13 protein-coding genes are annotated in these 20,380 nt (G+C 58.1%); 9 read left to right on the top strand and 4 right to left on the bottom strand.

Annotated features, from left to right (window positions below):
- Positions 1-251: 251 nt before the first annotated feature.
- From coaE to uvrB, 3 genes are read left to right on the top strand one after another with little or no spacing between them, the layout of a single operon-like run.
- Positions 252-893, top strand: coding sequence for a dephospho-CoA kinase (coaE, locus tag GPK39_RS06970; protein ID WP_215674625.1), 642 nt, complete (start codon positions 252-254; stop codon positions 891-893).
- The gene (locus GPK39_RS06965; protein ID WP_215674624.1) at positions 886-1,467 is read left to right on the top strand and encodes a lytic transglycosylase domain-containing protein; all 582 of its coding nucleotides are present in this window, start codon (positions 886-888) and stop codon (positions 1,465-1,467) included. Before coaE ends, GPK39_RS06965 begins: the two co-directional genes overlap by 8 nt.
- 51 nt (positions 1,468-1,518) lie before the next feature.
- A complete protein-coding gene (gene uvrB / locus GPK39_RS06960; RefSeq protein WP_215674622.1) occupies positions 1,519-3,759 on the top strand; it encodes an excinuclease ABC subunit UvrB in 2,241 nt (746 codons plus the stop codon).
- Positions 3,760-3,824: 65 nt separating this feature from the next.
- Here the strand turns inward: uvrB and GPK39_RS06955 are convergent, their stop codons facing one another.
- From GPK39_RS06955 to GPK39_RS06940, 4 genes are all read right to left on the bottom strand, one after another.
- Positions 3,825-5,465, bottom strand: a complete 1,641-nt coding sequence (locus GPK39_RS06955; RefSeq protein WP_215674620.1) for an NAD(P)/FAD-dependent oxidoreductase — start codon at positions 5,463-5,465, stop codon at positions 3,825-3,827.
- 80 nt (positions 5,466-5,545) lie between these two features.
- Entirely contained in the window at positions 5,546-6,817 is a 1,272-nt protein-coding gene (locus GPK39_RS06950; RefSeq protein ID WP_215674618.1) for an NAD(P)/FAD-dependent oxidoreductase, read from the bottom strand.
- Positions 6,818-7,648: an Mrp/NBP35 family ATP-binding protein gene (locus GPK39_RS06945; RefSeq protein ID WP_215674616.1), complete on the bottom strand. Its 831-nt coding sequence runs from the start codon at positions 7,646-7,648 to the stop codon at positions 6,818-6,820. It abuts the gene before it with no gap.
- A gap of 145 nt (positions 7,649-7,793) precedes the next feature.
- On the bottom strand, positions 7,794-9,947 hold the full coding sequence (locus GPK39_RS06940; protein WP_215674614.1) for an LTA synthase family protein: 2,154 nt from the start codon (positions 9,945-9,947) through the stop codon (positions 7,794-7,796).
- 193 nt (positions 9,948-10,140) lie between these two features.
- Between GPK39_RS06940 and uvrA the strand changes: the two genes are divergently transcribed.
- The 6 genes from uvrA (at position 10,141) to GPK39_RS06910 (ending at position 20,377) form a co-directional block, all read left to right on the top strand.
- Positions 10,141-13,020 carry an excinuclease ABC subunit UvrA gene (gene uvrA / locus GPK39_RS06935; RefSeq protein ID WP_161116048.1) on the top strand — a complete coding sequence of 960 codons (2,880 nt, stop codon included), beginning with the start codon at positions 10,141-10,143 and terminating at the stop codon, positions 13,018-13,020.
- A 132-nt stretch (positions 13,021-13,152) separates the two neighbouring features.
- The gene (ybaK, locus tag GPK39_RS06930) at positions 13,153-13,653 is read left to right on the top strand and encodes a Cys-tRNA(Pro) deacylase (protein ID WP_006236166.1); all 501 of its coding nucleotides are present in this window, start codon (positions 13,153-13,155) and stop codon (positions 13,651-13,653) included.
- Between the two features lie 105 nt (positions 13,654-13,758).
- Positions 13,759-15,339: a murein biosynthesis integral membrane protein MurJ gene (gene murJ, locus GPK39_RS06925; RefSeq protein WP_161144834.1), complete on the top strand. Its 1,581-nt coding sequence runs from the start codon at positions 13,759-13,761 to the stop codon at positions 15,337-15,339.
- 6 nt (positions 15,340-15,345) lie between these two features.
- Positions 15,346-17,286, top strand: a complete 1,941-nt coding sequence (uvrC, locus tag GPK39_RS06920; RefSeq protein WP_338404405.1) for an excinuclease ABC subunit UvrC — start codon at positions 15,346-15,348, stop codon at positions 17,284-17,286.
- A gap of 365 nt (positions 17,287-17,651) precedes the next feature.
- Positions 17,652-19,265 carry an ABC transporter substrate-binding protein gene (locus tag GPK39_RS06915; protein ID WP_195363241.1) on the top strand — a complete coding sequence of 538 codons (1,614 nt, stop codon included), beginning with the start codon at positions 17,652-17,654 and terminating at the stop codon, positions 19,263-19,265.
- Between the two features lie 155 nt (positions 19,266-19,420).
- Entirely contained in the window at positions 19,421-20,377 is a 957-nt protein-coding gene (locus tag GPK39_RS06910; RefSeq protein ID WP_022094871.1) for an ABC transporter permease, read from the top strand.
- Positions 20,378-20,380 lie beyond the last annotated feature (3 nt).

Raw genomic sequence — 20,380 nt, 5'->3', positions numbered from 1 at the left:
GCCCCATCGCGCCGAGAGTACTGCGGGGCCAGCCCGTGGGAGGCCAGGGCGCCGCTGACCGGTGGACGGCACCGAGCCGTCAGCGACTTGAAGAAGGGGGAGGCCTCGCGGCCTCCCCCTTTTTTGCGTTGTATATACGTTGTACTTTGGGACCTAGCTCCCCCGTATGTGCTCTTACTGTTTGGCTGTATTTTGAGTCCATCTAGTGTATTTGAGCGATAATTACTCGCATTGGCGTTAGGGAGGGCTTGATGTTTACCGTATTTGTCTTGGGCAATATTGCTTCGGGTAAGTCAACTGCCTGCCGCTATTTCGAATCTCGTGGCGCTATGCTTATCGATCTGGATGAGCTTGCAAAATCGCTGTATGTGCCGGGCTCTGATATCGTCAATACTCTCGCGGATGAATTCGGTTGGGACATTTTGGATGAGGAAGGCGGCATTCGCCGCAGCATCCTCGCTTCTCGAGCTTTCGCTTCTCCTGATTCGGTCGCACGGCTCAATGGCATTGTGCATCCCGTTCTGATTGAACAGCTTTCGCTTAGGATTCTCGATCCGGTTTGTTGTACAGTTTCATCTCCCCGTTATCCCTTTGCGGTGGTCGAGGTTTCTGCTCCGACTGGTTTTGAGGATGCATTTGGTTTGGCTGATGAAATTCTGGTCATTAGCGCCCCTTTGTCAGTTCGTCGCGAGCGCGCTATTCAACGTGGCATGGAGCCATCTGATTTCGATGCCCGTTCTGCTTGTCAGCCCGATGAGTCTGCGCTGTGCAATCTCGCCACAACGGTGATTGATAATGCTGCAGGCGATAATTCGCTCTTTGAGCAGCTTGACTCATGGCTTGCATGCCATGGGTTTAAAGACGCTGCGGATAAGGAGGGTGCCGATGCCTAAGACACGTTTCTTTGCGTGGTATCGCCTTGTACCGCTGGCTGCCGTTTTTGCCTTCGGCCTTATCTCATTCGTTTACTCTTGTGCTCCCGCCGCTTTCTTTAAGCCACTGTATCCGATTGACTACGAGGCATATGTAAAGCAATCCAGTATTTCGCATAATCTGGATCCGTATTTGGTGTGCGCTGTCATTAAGTCGGAATCGAATTGGGATCCCGCGGCCGAGTCGAATCAGGGTGCTCAGGGATTGATGCAGCTGATGCCCGAGACTGCCCAGGATATGATCGCCAAGGGCCTTGTCGACGGTGGGGAGTATTCGGGCGACAACCTTAACGATCCGGCTACGAATATCGAGTTTGGCTGCGCATACCTCTCGTATCTTCTGACCTATTTCAACGGGTCGACGGATAGTGCCATTGCCGCTTATAACGCCGGTATGGGCAATGTCGACGGATGGGCGCAGCAGAACACGTCACTTCATAATGCGATTACCTTTCCTGAAACTCAGGCTTATCTGATTCGCGTCAATAATGCCTGGGTTCGATATAAGACTCTCTATCCCGATCGGTTCGTATAGGACTAAGCCCACCGCCTGCGTATACTGCAGATGTATGAGTTAGGAGTATCCATGGCGGAATTTGAAGTAGAACGCGTTGGTGGAGAACTTAAGCGCTTTGGCGTTGAGGGCACTGAGGTGCCGTTTGAAGTCGTCTCTCCCTATGAGCCTGCCGGTTCCCAGCCTAAGGCCATTGAGTCGCTTGTGCAGGGCGTGAGGGACGGAGACCGCTATCAGGTTTTGCTGGGTGTGACTGGTTCGGGCAAGACCTTCACGATGGCAAAGACTATTGAGGCCCTGGGAAAGCCGACGCTGGTCATGGCTCCGAATAAAACGCTCGCCGCTCAGCTTGCGAGCGAGCTCAAAGAGTTCTTTCCCAATAACGCTGTGGTCTACTTTGTCTCGTATTACGACTACTATCAGCCCGAGGCGTATGTGCCGCAAAGCGATACATATATCGAGAAAGACTCCTCGATTAACGAAGAGGTCGAGATGCTGCGACATCAGGCGACCGCATCGCTGCTCTCTCGACGCGATGTGATCGTTGTCGCATCGGTCTCGTGTATCTATGGCATTGGCTCTCCTGAGGACTATGCGGGTCTGGCTCCAAACGTCGACAAAAAGGTGCCGCTCGAGCGCGATGACTTTATCCATGCACTTATCGACATTCAATATGATCGCAATGACTATGACCTGGCACGCGGCACGTTCCGCGTGCGCGGCGATGTTGTCGACGTGTATCCGCCTTATGCCGAGCATCCGTTGCGGTTTGAGTTCTTTGGCGATGAGGTCGAGCTGATTGCCGAGATCGATGAGGTCACCGGTGAGATGCTTCGTGAGTATGAGGCCATTCCCGTATGGCCGGCATCGCACTACGTGACCGAGAAGCCGAAGGTCAAGGCGGCTCTGAAATCGATCAGCGAAGAGTGCGAGAAGCGCGTCGCGGAGCTCAAGGCGACCGACAAGTTGCTCGAGGCGCAGCGTCTGCAGCAGCGCACCGATTATGATCTTGAGATGCTCGAGACGATGGGCTTTTGCAACGGCATCGAGAACTACTCGCGTCATCTGGACGGTCGCAAGCCGGGTGAGCCGCCGTTTACCCTAATCGATTACTTTCCCAAGGATATGCTCTGCATCATCGATGAGAGCCATGTGACGGTGCCGCAGATTCGCGGCATGCACGAAGGTGACCGCTCGCGTAAGGTGACGCTGGTGGAACACGGTTTTCGCCTGCCCTCGGCGCTCGATAACCGCCCGCTTCGTTTCGATGAGTTTGAGGCAAGGATACCCCAGTTTATCTATGTTTCGGCCACGCCGGGCGATTACGAGCTGCGGGTGAGCCAAAACGACGTGGAGCAGATTATTCGTCCGACCGGTCTGCTCGATCCCAAGATCGATGTGCGTCCGGTTCGCGGTCAGATTGACGATCTTGAGGACGAGATTCGCGAGCGCGTTGCCCGCAAGGAGCGCGTGCTGGTGACCACGTTGACCAAGCGCATGGCCGAGGACCTGACCGACCATCTGCTTGATGCGGGCATTAAGGTCAATTACATGCATTCTGATACGGCGACAATGGACCGTGTCGAGATCCTGCGAACGCTGCGCGAGGGCAAGATCGATGTTCTCGTTGGCATCAACCTGCTTCGCGAGGGCTTGGATCTTCCCGAGGTCTCACTGGTGGCAATTCTCGATGCCGATAAGGAAGGCTTCTTGCGCAACCGCCGTTCGCTGATTCAGACGATTGGCCGCGCGGCCCGTAACGCCGATGGCGAAGTCATCATGTATGCGGACGTTGTGACCGATTCGATGAAAGAGGCCATCGAGGAGACGCAGCGCCGTCGCGAGATTCAGATGGCATATAACGAAGAGCATGGCATTGTGCCCAAGACAGTGCGCAAGGCCATCAACGACATCTCAAGTTTTATTGCCGAGGCCGAAAAAACCGTGGGTTCCAAGGGGCGCTCGAAGGGCGATTCTCTTGGTCATGGCGCATTCTATACGCCCGATGAGTCGGGCGAGGGCGGCGTGCCGGAAACGGTGGCGCCCGAGCAGACACTTGCGGAGCAGTTGGAAGAACTGCCGCATGACGAGCTTGTGCGGATCGTCGAAACCATGGAAGAGGATATGCGCAACGCTTCTGCCGCCATGGACTTTGAGGAGGCGGCGCGCCTGCGCGATGCCGTCGTTCAGATTCGGGCGATGCTCGAGGGCGCGTCTGAGGACGAGACGATCGAGCGCTTACGTTCGCAGGCCCGCAAGGGTTCCACGTTCGCATCGGGCAGAAAACGCCAGGGTGCACGGTTTAAGAAATAGCGAACAGGCCCCGAGTTCCCTGTGGAGCTCGGGGCCTGTGTCTTTTGCGCGCTGGAATTCGTGCGTTAGAGGTCCGCGATCAGGGCTTCGGCACAACGGATGCCGTCGGTGGCCGCGCTCATGATGCCGCCAGCATATCCAGCTCCCTCACCACAAGGGTAGAGGCCCGGGGTCGACACGGCATGGCACGTTCGGTCTCGGGTGACAGTGACAGGTGAGCTCGAACGAGTCTCCACGCCGGTAAGAACGGCATCGGGACGGTCGTAGCCTCGTAGCTTTTTTCCGAGTAGGGGAAGTCCCAGGCGGAGCGACTCGACGATATGCTGCGGCAGGGCTTCGTCAATTGCCGTCCAGGTCACACCGAGCGGATAGGTGGGCTTTACCTTTCCGGGCGCCTTGCTGGCGCGTCCTGCGAGGAAATCTCCGACGAGTTGTGCCGGTGCGTTCCAGTTGGAACCGCCCAGGCGATAGGCGGCCGCCTCGCAGGCACGCTGGAGCTCGATGCCGGCGAGCGGGTCATCGTTGGGAAGGTCCTCAGGCGTGACGTTAACGAGCAAGGCGGCATTTGCGTTGCGTCCGTCGCGGGCATTGAGGCTAGCGCCGTTGACGCACAGGTGGCCCTGCTCGGAAGAGGCGGCGACAACCTGTCCGCCGGGGCACATGCAAAACGAGAACACGCTGCGGCCGTTGGGAAGATGGGCGACGAGCTTGTAGGGGGCTGCTCCGAGGGCAGGATGTCCCGCCAAGGCTCCATATTGGGCTCGGTCGATGTCGCGCTGCGGATGCTCGATGCGAACGCCCATGGCAAAGGTCTTTTGTGCGAGGGCCACGTTGTGGTCCTTAAGGAGCTCAAAAATATCGCGAGCAGAATGCCCGCAGGCGAGGATGAGGTGCTTTGTCTCAATTGGCTCGTAAGCGGCGTCTTGGGACGATTGGACATCGATACCGGTGATGGCACCAGACGCGTCGATGCGAATGTCGACGAGCTTTGTTCGATAACGGACGACACCTCCGAGCTGCTCGATGCGCTGGGATATAGCGGTGACAACCGTGGGAAGGATGTCGGAGCCAATGTGCGGCTTGGCATCCCACAGAATATCGCGGGGCGCGCCCGCCTCGACGAAGGTTTCGAGGATAAGGCGATGGGCGGGATTTTTGGTTCCCGTATTGAGCTTGCCGTCCGAGAAGGTCCCCGCGCCGCCTAGGCCAAACTGGATATTGCTCTCGGGGTCGAGGATGCGCTCCTTTAGAAAGAGATCGATCGCATGCGAGCGGCGAAATGCTGGGTCGCCGCGCTCGATGAGCAAGGGCTTAAGACCCGCTTCGGCAAGGGTGAGTGCAGCGAAAAGGCCAGCGCATCCGGCGCCGACAACGACAGGGCGTTCTTGAGGTGCGTCGGAGACGGGGGAGGGGAATGAGGGCCCATCGTCCTCTATCGCGCGTACGCGCGAGCGGTCACGCTCGGCGACGCTGTCGACCGCTTCTCGCTCGAGGTGGGGACTAGTCAGCTCAACACGAAAGCTCAGGATAAAATGGACGTCTCGTTTTTTGCGAGCGTCGATTGACTTGCGGTGGAGCTCGATGGACTTGATCTCGGAGTCCTTGCAACGTAGGACGCGCTTGGCGACTCGCTTGCCAACAATGAGGCAGGCATTTTCATCGCCGGCTTCATCGAGCGACGCGTTGACTTGGGTGATTTCGATCATCGAGGTCTCCTTAGAGGCAAGAAAGAGGCCGTCCGGTATCCCAGACGGCCCGAATGCGTTTTTGATTATAGACTGCGCGGCTACAGGCTGCTTGCAGCGCGAATGCCCGAGAGCCAGGCCCACGCAAGGTTAAAGCCTCCGCAATCGGCGTCGATGTCGAGTGCTTCGCCGCAGACGTAAAGCGGGGCGTCGACAGCGCTGCGCGCGCGTAGACTGGGTATTGAGATGCTCTCGACAGATACGCCACCACGCGTGACCTGCGCCGAGCGCTCCTCGGCTGTTCCCTCGACGAGCAACTTAAAGTGTTTGAGGATTGAGACCAGGTGGATGACATCGTTGGAGCCTGGATGGCACTGCTCGAACGTCGTGCAGACGACGCGGGAGAGTTGCGGGGCGAGCATGCCGTCGAGCCAACGGGGATCGCGGGGCGAAAAGCCGCCGAGTAGCTCAACGCGCCGGTTGAGCATATCGAGCAGCTCGTCTTTGGAGAGGTCGGGGAAAACGTCGAGCAGGATCGTATCGCCGCGCTGGATACGACGGGAGAGGTTGAAGACAGCGACGCCCGAGATACCGAAGGTTCGAAACAGGACTTCACCGTCTTCGTGCCAGAGCTCATTATGATTGCGGGCGAGCGTCAAGCGGGCGCGGACGCGCAGGCCATCCAACGTCTTGAGTGCCGCCCGATCGCCGACGACCGTTGCCGATACGGGGCAGAGGATGGGGCGCAGCGAAGTGAGGGGGAGGCGAAACGTATCGGCGATACCGGTGGGGTTGCCGCCCGTGGCGATAATTACGGCATGTGCCTGCAGGGCCTCGTTCTTGCGAGGGACATCGGCGAGCGCTTTCCGAAGCGAGCGGAGCTCCGATTTTCGGTCGTCGTGCTTTTTTGCCTTGAGTGCCCGCGCTGGACGGTCTATTTGGAGTGCCCAACCTTCGGAAGCTTTGTGCGCCGAGGCAACGTTGGCTCCGCAGATTAAGGTGATACCCAGGCGATCGCAGACGTTGAGAAGCGCGTCACGCACCGATTCGGCACGAAGGGAGCGTGGGTACAGCCGGCCGTCCTCAGAGGTTGTCGTGATGCCCAGCGAGGAGAAGAAACCCATAAGCTCTTGTTCGGGCTGGGGGCCCATAACGGATTCAACGAATGCGGGGTGGTTATACCGCTGTGGATCAATCGATTCGTTGGAGAGGTTGCAGCGGCCGTTGCCGGTCGCAAGGAGTTTAAGGCCGCAGGCGACATCGCGCTCAACGATGCAGACGCTTTTGCCAGCGCGTGCGGCCGTAATGGCGGCGGCGAGGCCTGAAGCCCCGCCGCCGATTACCAGGACGTCATAGAAGGCGCTCGTGTTCACTTAGGCCTCGTCGGTCTCGTGCGGGGTAATAATCTCGACGGCAGAGACGGCCTTGGGCAGCATGCCATCGGGCAGCGCGGTCTCGACCTCGCCCTTATCGCAGGCCTCGGCGAGTGCCGGATTAATGGGAAGCTGGCCCAAGATGTCGAGGTTGTAGCGCTCGGCGACCTCGGGAAGCTTGCTCTTGCCGAAGACCTCGATCTTCTTGCCGCAGTCGGGGCACTCGATATAGCTCATGTTCTCGACGATGCCCAGAATGGGGACGTTCATCTTCTCGGCCATGTTGACTGCCTTGGCGACGATCATCGAGACCAGATCCTGCGGGCTCGTGACGATGACGATGCCATCGACAGGCAGCGATTGGAAGACGGTGAGGGCGACGTCGCCCGTTCCCGGAGGCATATCAACCAGCAGGTAGTCGATGGGGCCCCACGAAGTCTCGCTCCAGAATTGCCTAATGGCGCCTGCGATGACCGGACCGCGCCAAAGGACGGGGTCGGTCTCGTTTTGGAGCAGCAGGTTGGAGCTCATGACCTTGACGCCATGCTCGGAGATTTCGGGCAGCATGAGGTTACCGAGGGCATGGACATGGCGTCCGCTCATGCCGAACATCTTGGGGATGGAGGGGCCGGTGATGTCGGCATCGAGGACGCCGACCTTGTGGTCGCGACGGGCGAGCTCGGTTGCGATGGCGCCCGTCACAAACGACTTGCCGACGCCTCCCTTACCGGAAAGCACAGCGATAACGCGCTTGACCTCGGACAGCGTGTTCTCCTCAAATTGCGACGGTGACGTTTGTCCGCCGGCGGCCTGTGCGTGCTCGCAACCCATGTATGACTCCTTTGTATATGTTGGGGCCGGGGCCCCGTGATGTGACACGAGCGTCATTGTACCCTCGTTTGCGAGCGGGAGTCATTTGCGATGCATTTGGGCCGAGCGTGCTTGCAATACGATGGGTCCGAGCGAATGGGCGGGCTTACTGAACTTTGCTGGCGAACTCGAGGTATTGCATGCGCCGCAGCTTGTCGATCGTCGAGGCGTATGGGCTGTCTTCAGATTCCAAGTCGTAGCGCAGCCCGTCGGCACCAAGGTAGCCGGCGACATTGATGGTGGGCACATCTGACCTTGTTACAAGCAGAGCCTTTTGATAGTCGGTGAGCGGGGCGCCGATCTTATTAAGGGTAATGGCTGCAATCTCGTTTGCCCCGACGGTGTCGTAGACGTTGAGCTCGGCATTGCCGGCGATTTCATAGTTAGCCCAGACGAAATATGTCGACTGATAGATACGGAAAGCGTGGCTTGCCGTATCTTCCTGAGGGTACAGCTCGTCGTTGAGAGTCGTTGCGGCGCTCGGCTGATGGTCGCCAAAAAAGACAAGGACAACCGGTCTGCCGATATTGCGGAGCTCGTTGATAAAGTACTCGAGGTCCCGGTCGGATGCGTTGATGCAGGTAAGATAGGTGTTGAGCGCGCTATTGGCGCCCTCGCTGGCTCCCTCGACCCAATAGTTTGTCAGCTCCTCGGCGGGAACGGTGCCATAGTCGTAGCCGCCGTGATTTTGCATCGTGACGTCAAAGATGAACTGCGGGGCTTCGTCGGTTCTAAGCAGGTCGAGTATCTTGTCGTAGGTGGCGTAGTCGCATACGCCGGCATGGTAACAGGGCGCACCTTCGAAATCGCCGATAGAAAGAAAGTCTCCAAAGCCCAGCTGCTGATAGATTTTATCTCGATGGTAGTTGACGGGGTTTTGTGGGTGCATAGCGGAAGCGGTATACCCAAGCTCCTTAAGGTCCTTTGCCAGGCTGTTGACGCCATTCATCTGATACAGCTGATAGGGGATCTTGCCTAATCCGACAAAGGCCGTTGTCGCTCCGGTCAAAAATTCGAATTCGGAGTTCGCCGTTCCGCCACCGGCGACCGAAGCGAGCATGGTGCCGCGAACAAGTGTGTCGGGAAGCGAGTTGTAGAATGCGGGGCCGGTGTACCCGGCCGCCTGGAGCTGCTCAAAGCACGAAAGGTCGCTAAAACTCTCGTTCATGACGGCAACAATCGTCGGCTTGATTTCATTGAACTGGGCAACGGCCGCCGCGCGCTGCTCGCTCGAGCCATACGTGTTGTCGTAGGCGGCGGCGAGCTCCTGCTCGATGCTCTGCGCCTCATCGGGCGTATAGTCTTCGGGCCTCTCAATAGGCAACTCGTTGACCATTTCGGTGAACGAAGTGATAAAACCCTGAGACGCATACGTGGTGATGGGCTGCCAACGGTCAAATCCAAAATTCAGCGCCTGCTCCAAGTCGATGCGGGAAAAGCCCGAGAGCCCCACAACGGTCACTAGCAGAAAAGCGCAGAGGTTAGCGGCGATTGCGGGGAAGACATGGGTGGGCGTACGGAGCTTTCGCGGTCGGATAAGCGAAAGAAGCCCCAGGGAAATCTCCAGCAGGGCGAGAGAGGTTACGATTCCGGCGGTAAAGGTAAACTCGTATCCCTCGCTCACTTCCATTGCGGTGCCGAGGGCCAAGATATCGCTTGGCAGGATGGCTTCGCCTTTAAACGTTATGACGAAGTGCTCGGCAATGCCAAGGATGCAACAGACGACGGGCACGAGGGCCATGACGCCTCCATGACGCTGTCCCAGCAAATAAAGGGAGAGCAGAACCGTCGCGAGCAGCCCGACGGAAAACCCGAATGAGTTGGCGGGAATGCGATAGAACGTTTCGTTGCAGGCAATTTCGAGTGAAACGAACGAGAGCGCTGAAACAGCGGCGATGACAAGGATGTCACGGCAAATACAGGCAACTGTTCCCGTCGCAAGATCGGTTTGGTCGATAAGTCCCGAAACCAAGGGCTCGACAAGAAGTATGACGGCGGCGGCGCCGAGCGCCGAATAAGAAAGGACCCATAGGGAACTGTCCTCATTTACGAGCAATTGATTCGTAATCCATGCAGCTACCATGCCGAGCGGGATGAGGAGCGTCGCGCACCAAAAGACCCGGGCAATGGGCGGCTTTTCATTGTGTTTGATTGAAAAATACACGCGCACGACGACGGTGGCCACGATAAGGACGGCGATGAATATGGGCAGATTGGCCATGTCGCTCGAAGTGATTTCAAGGGGGATACCTTCGGTCATGGACGTTCCTCTGTTACAGCAAATTAAGTTCAGTATTAGATTACTGTAACCTTTCCACGGCATTTCGAGAAACAAAGCACCCGATGCGCAAAGCTAAAGGTCTGCGAATCTTGTATTACGAACATCTGTGCGCGTCGAGTGCGCTAAACTCATCGACAGTATGATTCGATGCAATAGGAGGCAAGGAGCTTCCATGTCTGATTCTTCTATCGTTATTCGCGGCGCTCGTGAGCACAACCTCCGCGATATCGATGTTTCCATTCCGCGTGACCAACTCGTGGTCATTACCGGCCTTTCTGGCTCGGGCAAGAGTTCGCTGGCATTTGACACTATCTATGCCGAGGGTCAGCGTCGATACGTCGAGAGCCTTTCAAGCTATGCGCGCCAGTTCTTGGGCCAGATGGACAAACCCGACTTGGATTCAATTGACGGCCTTTCACCGGCGGTGTCGATCGACCAAAAGACGACGTCTAAAAACCCTCGCTCGACGGTTGGTACCGTAACCGAGATTTATGACTATCTGCGCCTGCTGTTCGCCCGTGTGGGTACCCCGCACTGTCCCGAATGCGGCCGCGTCATTGAACGCCAGACGACCGATCAGGTCGCCGATAAGGTGCTGGCGGCGGGGGAGGGCCGTCGCGCGTTTGTGCTGGCACCGGTGGTGCGCGGGCGAAAAGGCGAGTACACCAAACTGTTTGAGGACCTTCGCGCCGAGGGCTTTAGCCGCGTGCGAGTTGACGGCGAAGTGCGCTCGCTCGACGACCCTATCGATCTGGACAAAAAGTTCAAGCACGATATCGAGGTCGTAGTCGATCGCATCGTGATTCGAGAAAACTCTCTGGGCCGTATCGCCGAGTCTGTTGAACAGGCGACTGCCTTGGCGCACGGTAATGTGAATGTATACATGCTGCCCGATCGCGATGCTCCCGAGGGAACCGAGGGCGAGCTGCTGGAGTATTCGTTGGCTCTGGCGTGTCCGGAGCACGGGCACTCTATCGACGACCTACAACCCCGCGACTTTTCGTTCAACGCGCCCTATGGCGCGTGTCCCGAGTGCGATGGTCTGGGCTTTAAGAAAACGGTCGATGCCGAGGCGCTGATTGAGGACCCCTCGAAGTCCATTGCCGACGGAGTCTTTGGTAGCCTGTTTGGCAACTCGAACTACTATCCGCAGATTTTTGCTGCGGTCTGCAAACACTTTAAGGTGAGCACCGATACGCCGTGGGAGGACTTGCCCCCTCGCGTGCGTCGTGCATTCTTGGATGGCCTGGGCGATACGAAGATCTCGGTCGACTACCAAAAGCTCGACGGTCGTCGCAGCCAGTGGGACACCAAGTTTTCGGGCGTGCGCAATATCCTGTACGAGCGCTATACCGAGACGACCAACGAGAATACTAAGGCGCGCTTGGAGAAGTACATTCGCGAGGAGCCGTGCTCGAGCTGCCATGGCGCTCGCCTGCGCCCCGAGATGCTCGCCGTCACCGTGGGCGGCAAGTCCATTTATGAGGTTTGCTGCCTGTCGTGCCGCGAGTCGCTCGAGTTTTTTGAGGGCTTGGAGCTTACCGAACGTCAGCAGTTTATCGGCGGGCGCATCGTCAAGGAAATTCTGGAGCGCCTGCGTTTTCTGGTCGATGTTGGACTCGACTATCTGACGCTCGATCGCGCCTCGGCGACGCTTTCCGGCGGTGAGGCCCAGCGCATTCGCCTGGCAACGCAGATCGGCGCGGGTCTCATGGGCGTGCTCTATATTCTGGACGAGCCTTCGATTGGTCTTCACCAGCGCGACAACGAGCGGCTGATTAAGACGCTCGAGCGCCTGCGCGATATCGGCAACACCGTTATCGTCGTTGAGCACGATGAGGACACGATTCGCGCTGCCGACTATGTGATCGATATGGGGCCAGGCGCGGGCGTCAACGGCGGGCACGTTGTCGCCGCGGGAACGCCCGCTGACATCATGGCGTGTCCCGAATCAATGACGGGTGCCTATCTGACCGGCAAACGAATGATCCGGGTGCCTGATGAACGGCGCAAGCCCGGTCGTGGCTGCCTTAAAATTACGGGCGCTCGAGCCAACAACCTCAAAAACGTTACCGCCAAGATCGAGTTTGGTACGCTTACGGTTGTTACCGGCGTGTCGGGATCGGGCAAGAGCTCCCTGGTTACCGACACCATTGCGCCTGCCCTTACGAATGCCATTCACCGTTCGACGCGCCCTGTGGGTCCGTATAAAAAAATCGAGGGCATCGAGTGTATCGATAAGGTTATTGATATCGACCAGTCGCCGATTGGCCGCACGCCGCGTTCCAACCCTGCTACCTATATCGGCCTGTGGGATGATCTTCGCGCGCTGTTTGCGAGTACGCCGGAGTCGAAGGCGCGCGGCTACTCGCCGGGTCGTTTCTCCTTTAATGTGAGTGGCGGGCGCTGTGAGGCGTGCAAGGGCGACGGGCAGATCAAGATCGAGATGCACTTCCTTCCCGATATCTACGTTCCCTGCGAAGTTTGCGGCGGTAAACGCTACAACCGCGAGACACTCGAGGTCACCTACCGTGGCAAGACCATCTCGGACGTGCTCGACATGAGCGTCACCGAGGCGCTGGCCTTCTTTGGGAATATCCCGCAGATTAAGCGCAAGCTCCAGACGCTGTACGATGTAGGCTTGGGCTACGTGAGCCTGGGCCAGCCCGCCACGACGCTTTCGGGCGGCGAGGCGCAGCGTGTGAAACTCGCCAAGGAGCTTCATCGACGCCAGACGGGCAAGACGTTCTATATTTTGGACGAGCCGACGACCGGCCTTCATTTTGAGGACGTCCGCCAGCTGCTCGATGTGCTGCAGCGCTTGGTCGATGCGGGCAACACGGTGCTGGTGATTGAACACAACCTTGATGTCATCAAGGTTGCCGACCGCCTGATCGATATGGGTCCCGAGGGCGGTAACGGCGGCGGAACCGTCGTGGTTTCGGGCACACCGGAGCAGGTTGCGGACTGTCCGCAGAGTTATACGGGCAAGTTTTTGGCGCCGTTGCTCAGGCGTGACCGGGAGCGTCAGGCTCAACTTGATGCTCAATAAATAGGCGATTCAGTTTATGGGCGTCATCGACTCCTTGTGATTCGATGGCGCTTGCTGTGCCGAAGTGACGTATGCAGCCGAATTGGACATATACTTAATCCTTGCGTCCGAATGCGAGGGAAAGGATATGTCATGGCAAAGGCTGTAAAGACGCCAAAAACCAATGCGATGCGCGAGCTGGAAAGCGCCGGCATTTCCTATGTTCTACATACGTACGAAGACGATGGTGATGAGTCGGTGGGCCTGGGTGTCGCGATTTCGGAGCAGCTTGGCGAGGAGCCCGGTCAAGGATTTAAGACTTTGGTCTGCGTGACACCGTCCAACGACTATGTCGTGTGCTGTATCCCTGTTGCCGACGAGCTCGATCTAAAGTCCGCCGCGCGTGCCGCGGGGGAGAAGTCCTTGGCCATGATGCATGTGAAGGATTTGCTTGCGGCGACTGGCTACGTTCGCGGCGGCTGCAGCCCGGTCGGTATGAAAAAACGCTACCGGACGCTCATTGATGAGACATGTGTCCTTTGGGATACCATTTTTATTTCGGGAGGCAAGCGTGGTTATCAGCTCGAGCTTGCACCCGATGATTTAATTGCATTTTGCGGGGCGACGGTTGCCGCGATTACGAGAGAGGACTGAGCGATGCCGCAGGAAGAATTGAAGCGCGGAGCTCATTTTGCAAAAGAATCTGCGCCTCAGACACCCTCATCCGAAGCTTCTTCGTCGCGAGATGACACTGACGACATGGGCTCGTCGGACTACTCCACGGTTGGTCGTTCCGCCGGGCTTATGACCATCCTGACCATTGTGTCTCGCGTCACCGGTTTTATCCGCACGTGGGCAATGGCGGCCGCTATCGGCATGTCGCTGCTCTCGTCCTCCTATCAGGTCGCCAACAACCTGCCCAATATGCTCTACGAACTCGTGATGGGCGGCATGCTCGTGACGGCGTTTTTGCCCGTGTACATGGGCGTGAGGCGTGAGCAGGGTCGCGAGGCCTCGAACGAGTACGTGGGCAACCTGCTCGGCATTCTGCTTTTGGTGCTGGGTGGCATTTCGTTGCTGGGGACCGTGTTCGCCCCGGGCTTTATCTGGACGCAATCGTTCCTTTCGGGTGACGGCGGCAGCATGGATACCGCTGCGTTCATGTTCCGTTTCTTTGCCATCCAGATTCTGTTTTATGGTTTGGGCTCGGTGTTCTCGGGCGTTCTCAACGCACACCGCGACTACTTCTGGTCGACGTTTGCTCCGGTCCTCAACAATGTGATCGTCATTGCGAGCTTTATGGGTTTTGCGCCCGTGTCCGCACAGTTTGGCGAACGTGCCGGCATCATCTTGATTGCGGCCGGTACGACCCTCGGTGTCTTTGTTCAGATGGCATGTCAGATCCCCGCGCTTGGCAAGCACGGCGTGCATCCCCATATCCATATCGACTTTAAGGACCCCGCACTGCGGCAGACGATTGCGCTCGGTATCCCGACGCTGCTCGCCACGGTGTGCATGTTTGTCTCGACTTCTATCACCAACGCTGCCGCGCTGGTGGTCCAGCCCGAGACTGGTCCTTCCGTCATCGCCTATGCGCGCCTGTGGTACACGCTGCCCTACGCGCTGATTGCCGCCTCGCTTTCGACGGCGCTCTATACCGAGCTCTCTCACGACGCGCAGGAGAAGGATTACGACAGCGTTCGCACGGGCATTTCGCGTGGCGTCGCCCAGATGCTGTTCTTCCTGATTCCGTTCGCGCTGTACCTGATTGTCTTCGCGCGTCCGCTCAACATGATCTACTGTGCTGGCAAGTTCGATGAATCCGGCGTGACGCTGGTGTCCGAGTACCTTGTCTACCTGGCGCTCTCGCTGCCGCTCTACGGCGTGGTCGTGTTGATGCAGAAGAGCTTCTCTGCCTTGCTCGACATGAAGCCCTATAGTCGCTATTGCCTGTATTCTGCCATCGGCCAGGCCGGCTCGGTTCTGCTGTTTGGCGTTGTGCTGGGCTTCGGCATGCCGGCAATCGCGCTTTCGTATGTCGTCGACTACGTGATCTTGGTCGGTTGTTCGCTGTGGTGGCTGCGTCGTCGTCTGCGTGGCCTTCAGGTCAAATCTATCCTACATGGCGGTTTCTTTGGCCTTTTGCTCGGTGGCCTGGGTGCTGCCGCAGGCGCCGGCGTCATGTGGGCGCTTGAGCACTTTGTCGGGGCGCTTGGCGGTTCGATTCTGATTACTCTTGGCTATGTTTGCGTTGCGGGTGTCGTCTCGCTTGCTGTTACCTTTGGCCTTGCCGTCGTCCTTAAGATGCCCGAGGTCTCGGCGCTGCTTCGTCGCAAGTAGGTGCGCGTGGCCGGTCACGACAACATTCCAACGCTTGCCGAGCAGGTTTCGCGCGTTCCCACACAGCCCGGATGCTACCTTTGGAAGGATGCCAAGGGCGATGTCATCTACGTGGGCAAGGCGAAAAACCTACGCGCCCGCATGCGTCAATACGTGACACTGCAGGATGAGCGTCAAAAGATTCCGCTGATGATGCAGTTGGTGGCGAGCTTTGACTATATCGTGGTGGAGACCGAGCATGAGGCGTTGGTGCTCGAGCGCAATTTGATTGGTCAGTACCATCCGTACTTTAACGTCGACCTCAAGGATGACAAGAGCTACCCCTTTATCGCCATTACAAAGGGCGACCTGTATCCCGCTATCAAATATACGCGTGAGCGCCATAAGCCGGGAACGCGCTATTTTGGACCCTATACCGATAGCCGTGCGGCACGTGAGACGATAGATACGCTGCGCAAGGTTATTCCCATCTGCTCCGCATCCTGTGCGGAGTGGCGTCGTTGTCGCCGTATCGTTGAGTCCCACAAGGGCGAGGAAGACATCGTCAATATGATTTGCGCGCAAAACGGGCGTCCCTGCTTTGACTACCATGTCGGGCGCGGCCCGGGTGCGTGTGTCGGCGCGATTTCCCCGGCAGACTATGCCAAGAACGTCAAGCGTGTCGAGCGCTTTTTGTCGGGCCATCGCAAGGATGTCGTCGATGAGCTGACCTCCGAGATGACGGATGCCGCCGAGGCGCTCGACTTTGAGCGCGCGGCACGCGTCAAACGTCGTTTGGAGGTCATCAGGGGTCTGGACGATCGTCAGCAAGTCGTTTTTCCCTCCAGTGTCGATATCGATGTCATCGGGTTCTATCGCGAGGAGACCATCTCCGCCGCTTGCGTCTTCGTCGTTCGCGAGGGCCGAACAGTTCGCACCTGCGAGTTCATTCTCGACAAGGGTCTTGATGTTGACGAGGAAGAGCTCCAGTCGGGCTTTCTTAAGCGCTATTACGACGAGACGGCTGATATTCCAGCTGAGGTCAACCTTTCCGTCGAGCTTGAGGATGCGGAGGCGCTGGGGGAATGGCTTGCGGGCAAGCGCGAGCGTTCCTGCCATCTCCATAGGCCGCAGCGTGGCGAAAAGCACCGTTTGCTCGATATGGCATCCAAAAATGCGCGCCATGCCCTCATGCGCTACATGATGCGAACGGGGTACGCTGACGACCGCACCAATCAGGCGCTCCTGGAGCTCGAAAGCGCGCTGGCGCTGCCAGCGCCGCCGATGCGTATCGAGTGCTTCGATATCTCGACGCTGCACGGAACCTTTACCGTCGCCTCGATGGTGGTGTTTACCAACGGACGCGCCGACAAGAGCCAGTACCGTCGTTTTAAAATTCAGGCCGAATTGGACGAGGCAAACGACTTCGTGTCGATGTCCGAGGTTTTGGGACGACGCTATGCTCCCGAGCGCATGGCCGACGAGCGCTTTGGATCGCGCCCCGATTTGCTCGTTGTCGATGGCGGTAAGCCGCAATTGACCGCTGCGATCAAGCAACTTGAGGCTCTTGGGCTCGATATACCAGTTTGTGGCTTGGCAAAGGCCGATGAGGAGGTTTTCGTGCCTTGGGACGAGACTCCAGTCGTGCTTCCGACCGGGTCCGCGTCGCTCTATCTAATCAAACAGGTGCGCGATGAATCGCACCGTTTTGCCATCACGTTCCATCGCGAATTGCGCGATAAAGCCATGACGGTTTCGGTACTCGATGACGTTCCAGGCGTGGGACCCACCAGAAAACGTGCCCTTATGCGCCATTTTGGCTCGATGAAGCGTTTGCGCGCGGCGAGCGAGCAAGAGATCGCGGAAGTTCGAGGCGTTCCGGCCGATGTCGCCAAAGCGGTCCACGAGGCACTTGTTGCATGGAATGCCGAACGCGCCCAGGCATCGGCCAACCGTTCCGAAAGCTAAACGTGCTTCTAAACAACTGATATACATGATTGGCCGATTTTCAATCATTTATTTCGCGGCGATTACCTGTCGATTTCGGGTTTTATTAACGCTAAAACGTTTGACTAGCCATGGTGAACAACCCTGCTATCCTGCGGGTTGACGATGACTGATATCTCACCTCGTCGATACATACTGTCTGGCGAATCGTTTGTCAATGAATTCGGTGAACGGTAGTAAATACCGTTCAAGCGTATGTATGTATCGGTCGCCGAGCGCGGCACCTCAGTTGGGTTCGTCGGTAGGTAAGGTATATATCGTCCGCAAGTTGCGCGGGGGCACGTCTAGGTGCTCCCGGGTAAGATTCTCTATTGATAGGAGAAGACATGGCCATCATCAACAAGGGTATGTCCAGGCGTTCGTTCCTCGGCCTCACCGGCAGCGTCGCTGCTGTCGCAGGGCTTGGTCTCACCGGCTGCGGTGGCAGCTCCAACGACGAGGGTTCCGCTTCCGGTTCCGCCGATTCCGCCAACCGTGGCGGCGGTGTGATTACCGCTGGTTCCGCTTACGCTCCGTCCAGCTTCGATCCCGCCAGCACCGGCTCCGCTGTGGGCCTGGGTGCTAACTGGCACGTCGTCGAGGGTCTCTACGGCATCGATTACCACGACTACAGCACCTTCAACGAGCTCGCCACCGACGATCCCAAGTCCGTGGACGACACTACCTTCGAGGTCACCATCCGCAAGGGCGCCAAGTTCTCCGATGGTACCGAGGTCACTGCTGACGACGTCGTCGCTTCCTACACCGCTTGCGCTGCTTCCGCTACCTATGCTCCGTTCTTCCAGCCCTTCGAGTCCATCGAGGCCAAGGATGCCAGCACTGTAACGGTCAAGACCAAGGTCCCCAACTTCTCCCTGCTCAAGGATCGTCTGGCCATCATCCGTGTTACCCCGGCTACTCAGTCCGAGGAGGATCGCGCCAAGCAGCCGATCGGTTCCGGCCCCTGGATGTACGACTCTATCTCCGATACCGAGATCACCCTGGTTCCCAACCCCGAGTACAACGGTGAGTATGCTGCCGAGGATAAGAAGATCCAGTACAGCATCCTGACCGACCCCACCGCTCGCGTTACCGCCCAGCAGGAAGGCTCCACGCTCGTTATGGAGCTCGTCACCGCTGACGCCGTCGACCAGCTCGAGAGCGCTGGCTGCAAGATCGACAACGTCCAGGGCTTCGGCACCCGCTTCATCATGTTCAACGTCGCCAAGGAGCCTTGGAACAACGTCAAGGTCCGTCAGGCCGTCATGTACGCGCTCGACACCGAGAAGATGATCACCAACACCTTCGCCGGCCTTGCCACCGCTGCCAGCTGCTACCTGCCCAAGAGCTTCACCAACTATCATGAGGCTTCCACGGTGTACAAGACCGACGCCAAGAAGGCCAAGAAGCTCATCGAGGAGTCCGGCATCACCCCGGGTGCCATCACCCTGCGCACCACCGACAACGAGCAGATTAAGGGCATGGCCGCCCAGGTCAAGAACGACCTCGACGCTCTCGGCTTCGAGGTGACCATCCAGACCGATACCTCGCCGGCCACCTACGCTGCCATCGACGGCGGCGAGGCCTACGATATCCTCCTTGCCCCTGGCGATCCGTCCTGCTTCGGCGCTGACCCCGACCTGCTGCTCAACTGGTGGTACGGCGACAACGTCTGGATGCAGACCCGTTGCCCGTGGAAGGAGTCCGCTGAGTGGGAGAAGCTCCACGGTCTCATGGACGAGGCTCTTGCCGCCGAGGGCGACGAGCAGCAGAAGAAGTGGAACGAGTGCTTCGACATCATCGCCGACAACGCTGTTCTGTACCCCGTTGTCCACGTCAAGACCGTCTCCGCTTCCTGGGACGATCCGTCTACCGCGCCCAACGGCGAGGCCCTCGATGGCTTCAAGGGCATCGGCACGACGAGCATGTCCTTCAGGGGCGTCGCGACCGTCAAGGCCTAAGACTCGTTTGAGTCATATGTGGGGCGTCGGTCGTAAGGCAACGTCCTCATAGTTGAAACAAAGACCCGGGCGGCCTCGATGTCGCTCGGGTCTTGTAATGAGTATCCATACTCATATACCAGTTGGTCCTACCGACAAAAGAAAGGGGAGAGAACGTGAACAACTTTCTACGTTTGATTGGAAGGCGTCTCGTGGCGCTGCCGATCATGGCATTGGGCGTCACCGTCCTGGTGTTCTTCCTTATGTCGTTCTCCAAGACCGACCCCGCCTATACGGCGTTGGGTGACGGTGCCTCGCCCGAGGCGGTTGCCGAGTACCATGAGAAGTATGGTCTGGACGACCCCTGGCCCGTGCGCTACGTGCGCTACATGGGCGATCTGATCCATGGTGACATGGGCACCTATGGTGCTGCTCGCAACTCCGTTGCCAAGCGCATCTCCACGGCCCTGCCCGTCACGATGCAGCTGACCTTCATCGGTCTTGCCATCGGCGCGGTCGTCTCGTTTTTGCTCGGCGTCATCGCGGCACTGTATCGCGATAAATGGCCGGACCAAGTGATCCGCGTCTTTTCCATCGCCGGCTTGGCAACCCCGTCGTTCTGGCTTGCCGTTCTGTTGATTCTGCTGTTCTCTTCCTACCTTAAGGTGCTCCCGGCATCCGGTGCTCTGCCTCACTTCACCACCAACCCGGCTGGCTATCTGGGACGTATGATCATGCCCGCTATCGCTCTGGCATTCCCGCTGACGGGCCAGATGACTCGTATCGTGCGTACGGCCATGGTTGAGGAGCTCGACAAGGACTACGTCCGCATGGCCCGTGGCGCCGGCGTTCCCGAGAAGGTCGTCGTCGGCATCAACGTTTTGCGCAACGCGCTGATCACCCCGGTCACCACCCTCGGTCTTAAGATCGGTTACCTTATGGGCGGCGCCGTCGTCATCGAGGTCATCTTCAACCTCCCCGGCATGGGTACTGCGATTCTGCAGGGCGTTCAGGGCAACGAGGCGAACCTGGTTCAGGGCGTCGTCATCGTCGTTGCTCTTGCCTTCATCATCATCAACATCGTGGTTGACATGCTCTACCTGCTCATCAACCCGCGCATCAGGACGGTGTAGATT

This window comes from Collinsella aerofaciens (genome assembly GCF_018785245.1).
Taxonomy (GTDB): domain Bacteria; phylum Actinomycetota; class Coriobacteriia; order Coriobacteriales; family Coriobacteriaceae; genus Collinsella; species Collinsella aerofaciens_AD.
Note: the sequence above shows the minus strand (reverse complement) of the source record. Positions and strands in the feature narration are given on the sequence as shown.

Excerpts from the sequence above, each read along its gene's own strand:
- coaE (WP_215674625.1), top strand. The coding sequence starts at position 252 with ATGTTTACCGTATTTGTCTTGGGCAATATTGCTTCGGGTAAGTCAACT.
- GPK39_RS06965 (WP_215674624.1), top strand. The coding sequence starts at position 886 with ATGCCTAAGACACGTTTCTTTGCGTGGTATCGCCTTGTACCGCTGGCT.
- uvrB (WP_215674622.1), top strand. The coding sequence starts at position 1,519 with ATGGCGGAATTTGAAGTAGAACGCGTTGGTGGAGAACTTAAGCGCTTT.
- GPK39_RS06955 (WP_215674620.1), bottom strand. The coding sequence starts at position 5,465 with ATGATCGAAATCACCCAAGTCAACGCGTCGCTCGATGAAGCCGGCGAT.
- GPK39_RS06945 (WP_215674616.1), bottom strand. The coding sequence starts at position 7,648 with ATGGGTTGCGAGCACGCACAGGCCGCCGGCGGACAAACGTCACCGTCG.
- GPK39_RS06940 (WP_215674614.1), bottom strand. The coding sequence starts at position 9,947 with ATGACCGAAGGTATCCCCCTTGAAATCACTTCGAGCGACATGGCCAAT.
- uvrA (WP_161116048.1), top strand. The coding sequence starts at position 10,141 with ATGTCTGATTCTTCTATCGTTATTCGCGGCGCTCGTGAGCACAACCTC.
- ybaK (WP_006236166.1), top strand. The coding sequence starts at position 13,153 with ATGGCAAAGGCTGTAAAGACGCCAAAAACCAATGCGATGCGCGAGCTG.
- murJ (WP_161144834.1), top strand. The coding sequence starts at position 13,759 with ATGGGCTCGTCGGACTACTCCACGGTTGGTCGTTCCGCCGGGCTTATG.
- GPK39_RS06915 (WP_195363241.1), top strand. The coding sequence starts at position 17,652 with ATGGCCATCATCAACAAGGGTATGTCCAGGCGTTCGTTCCTCGGCCTC.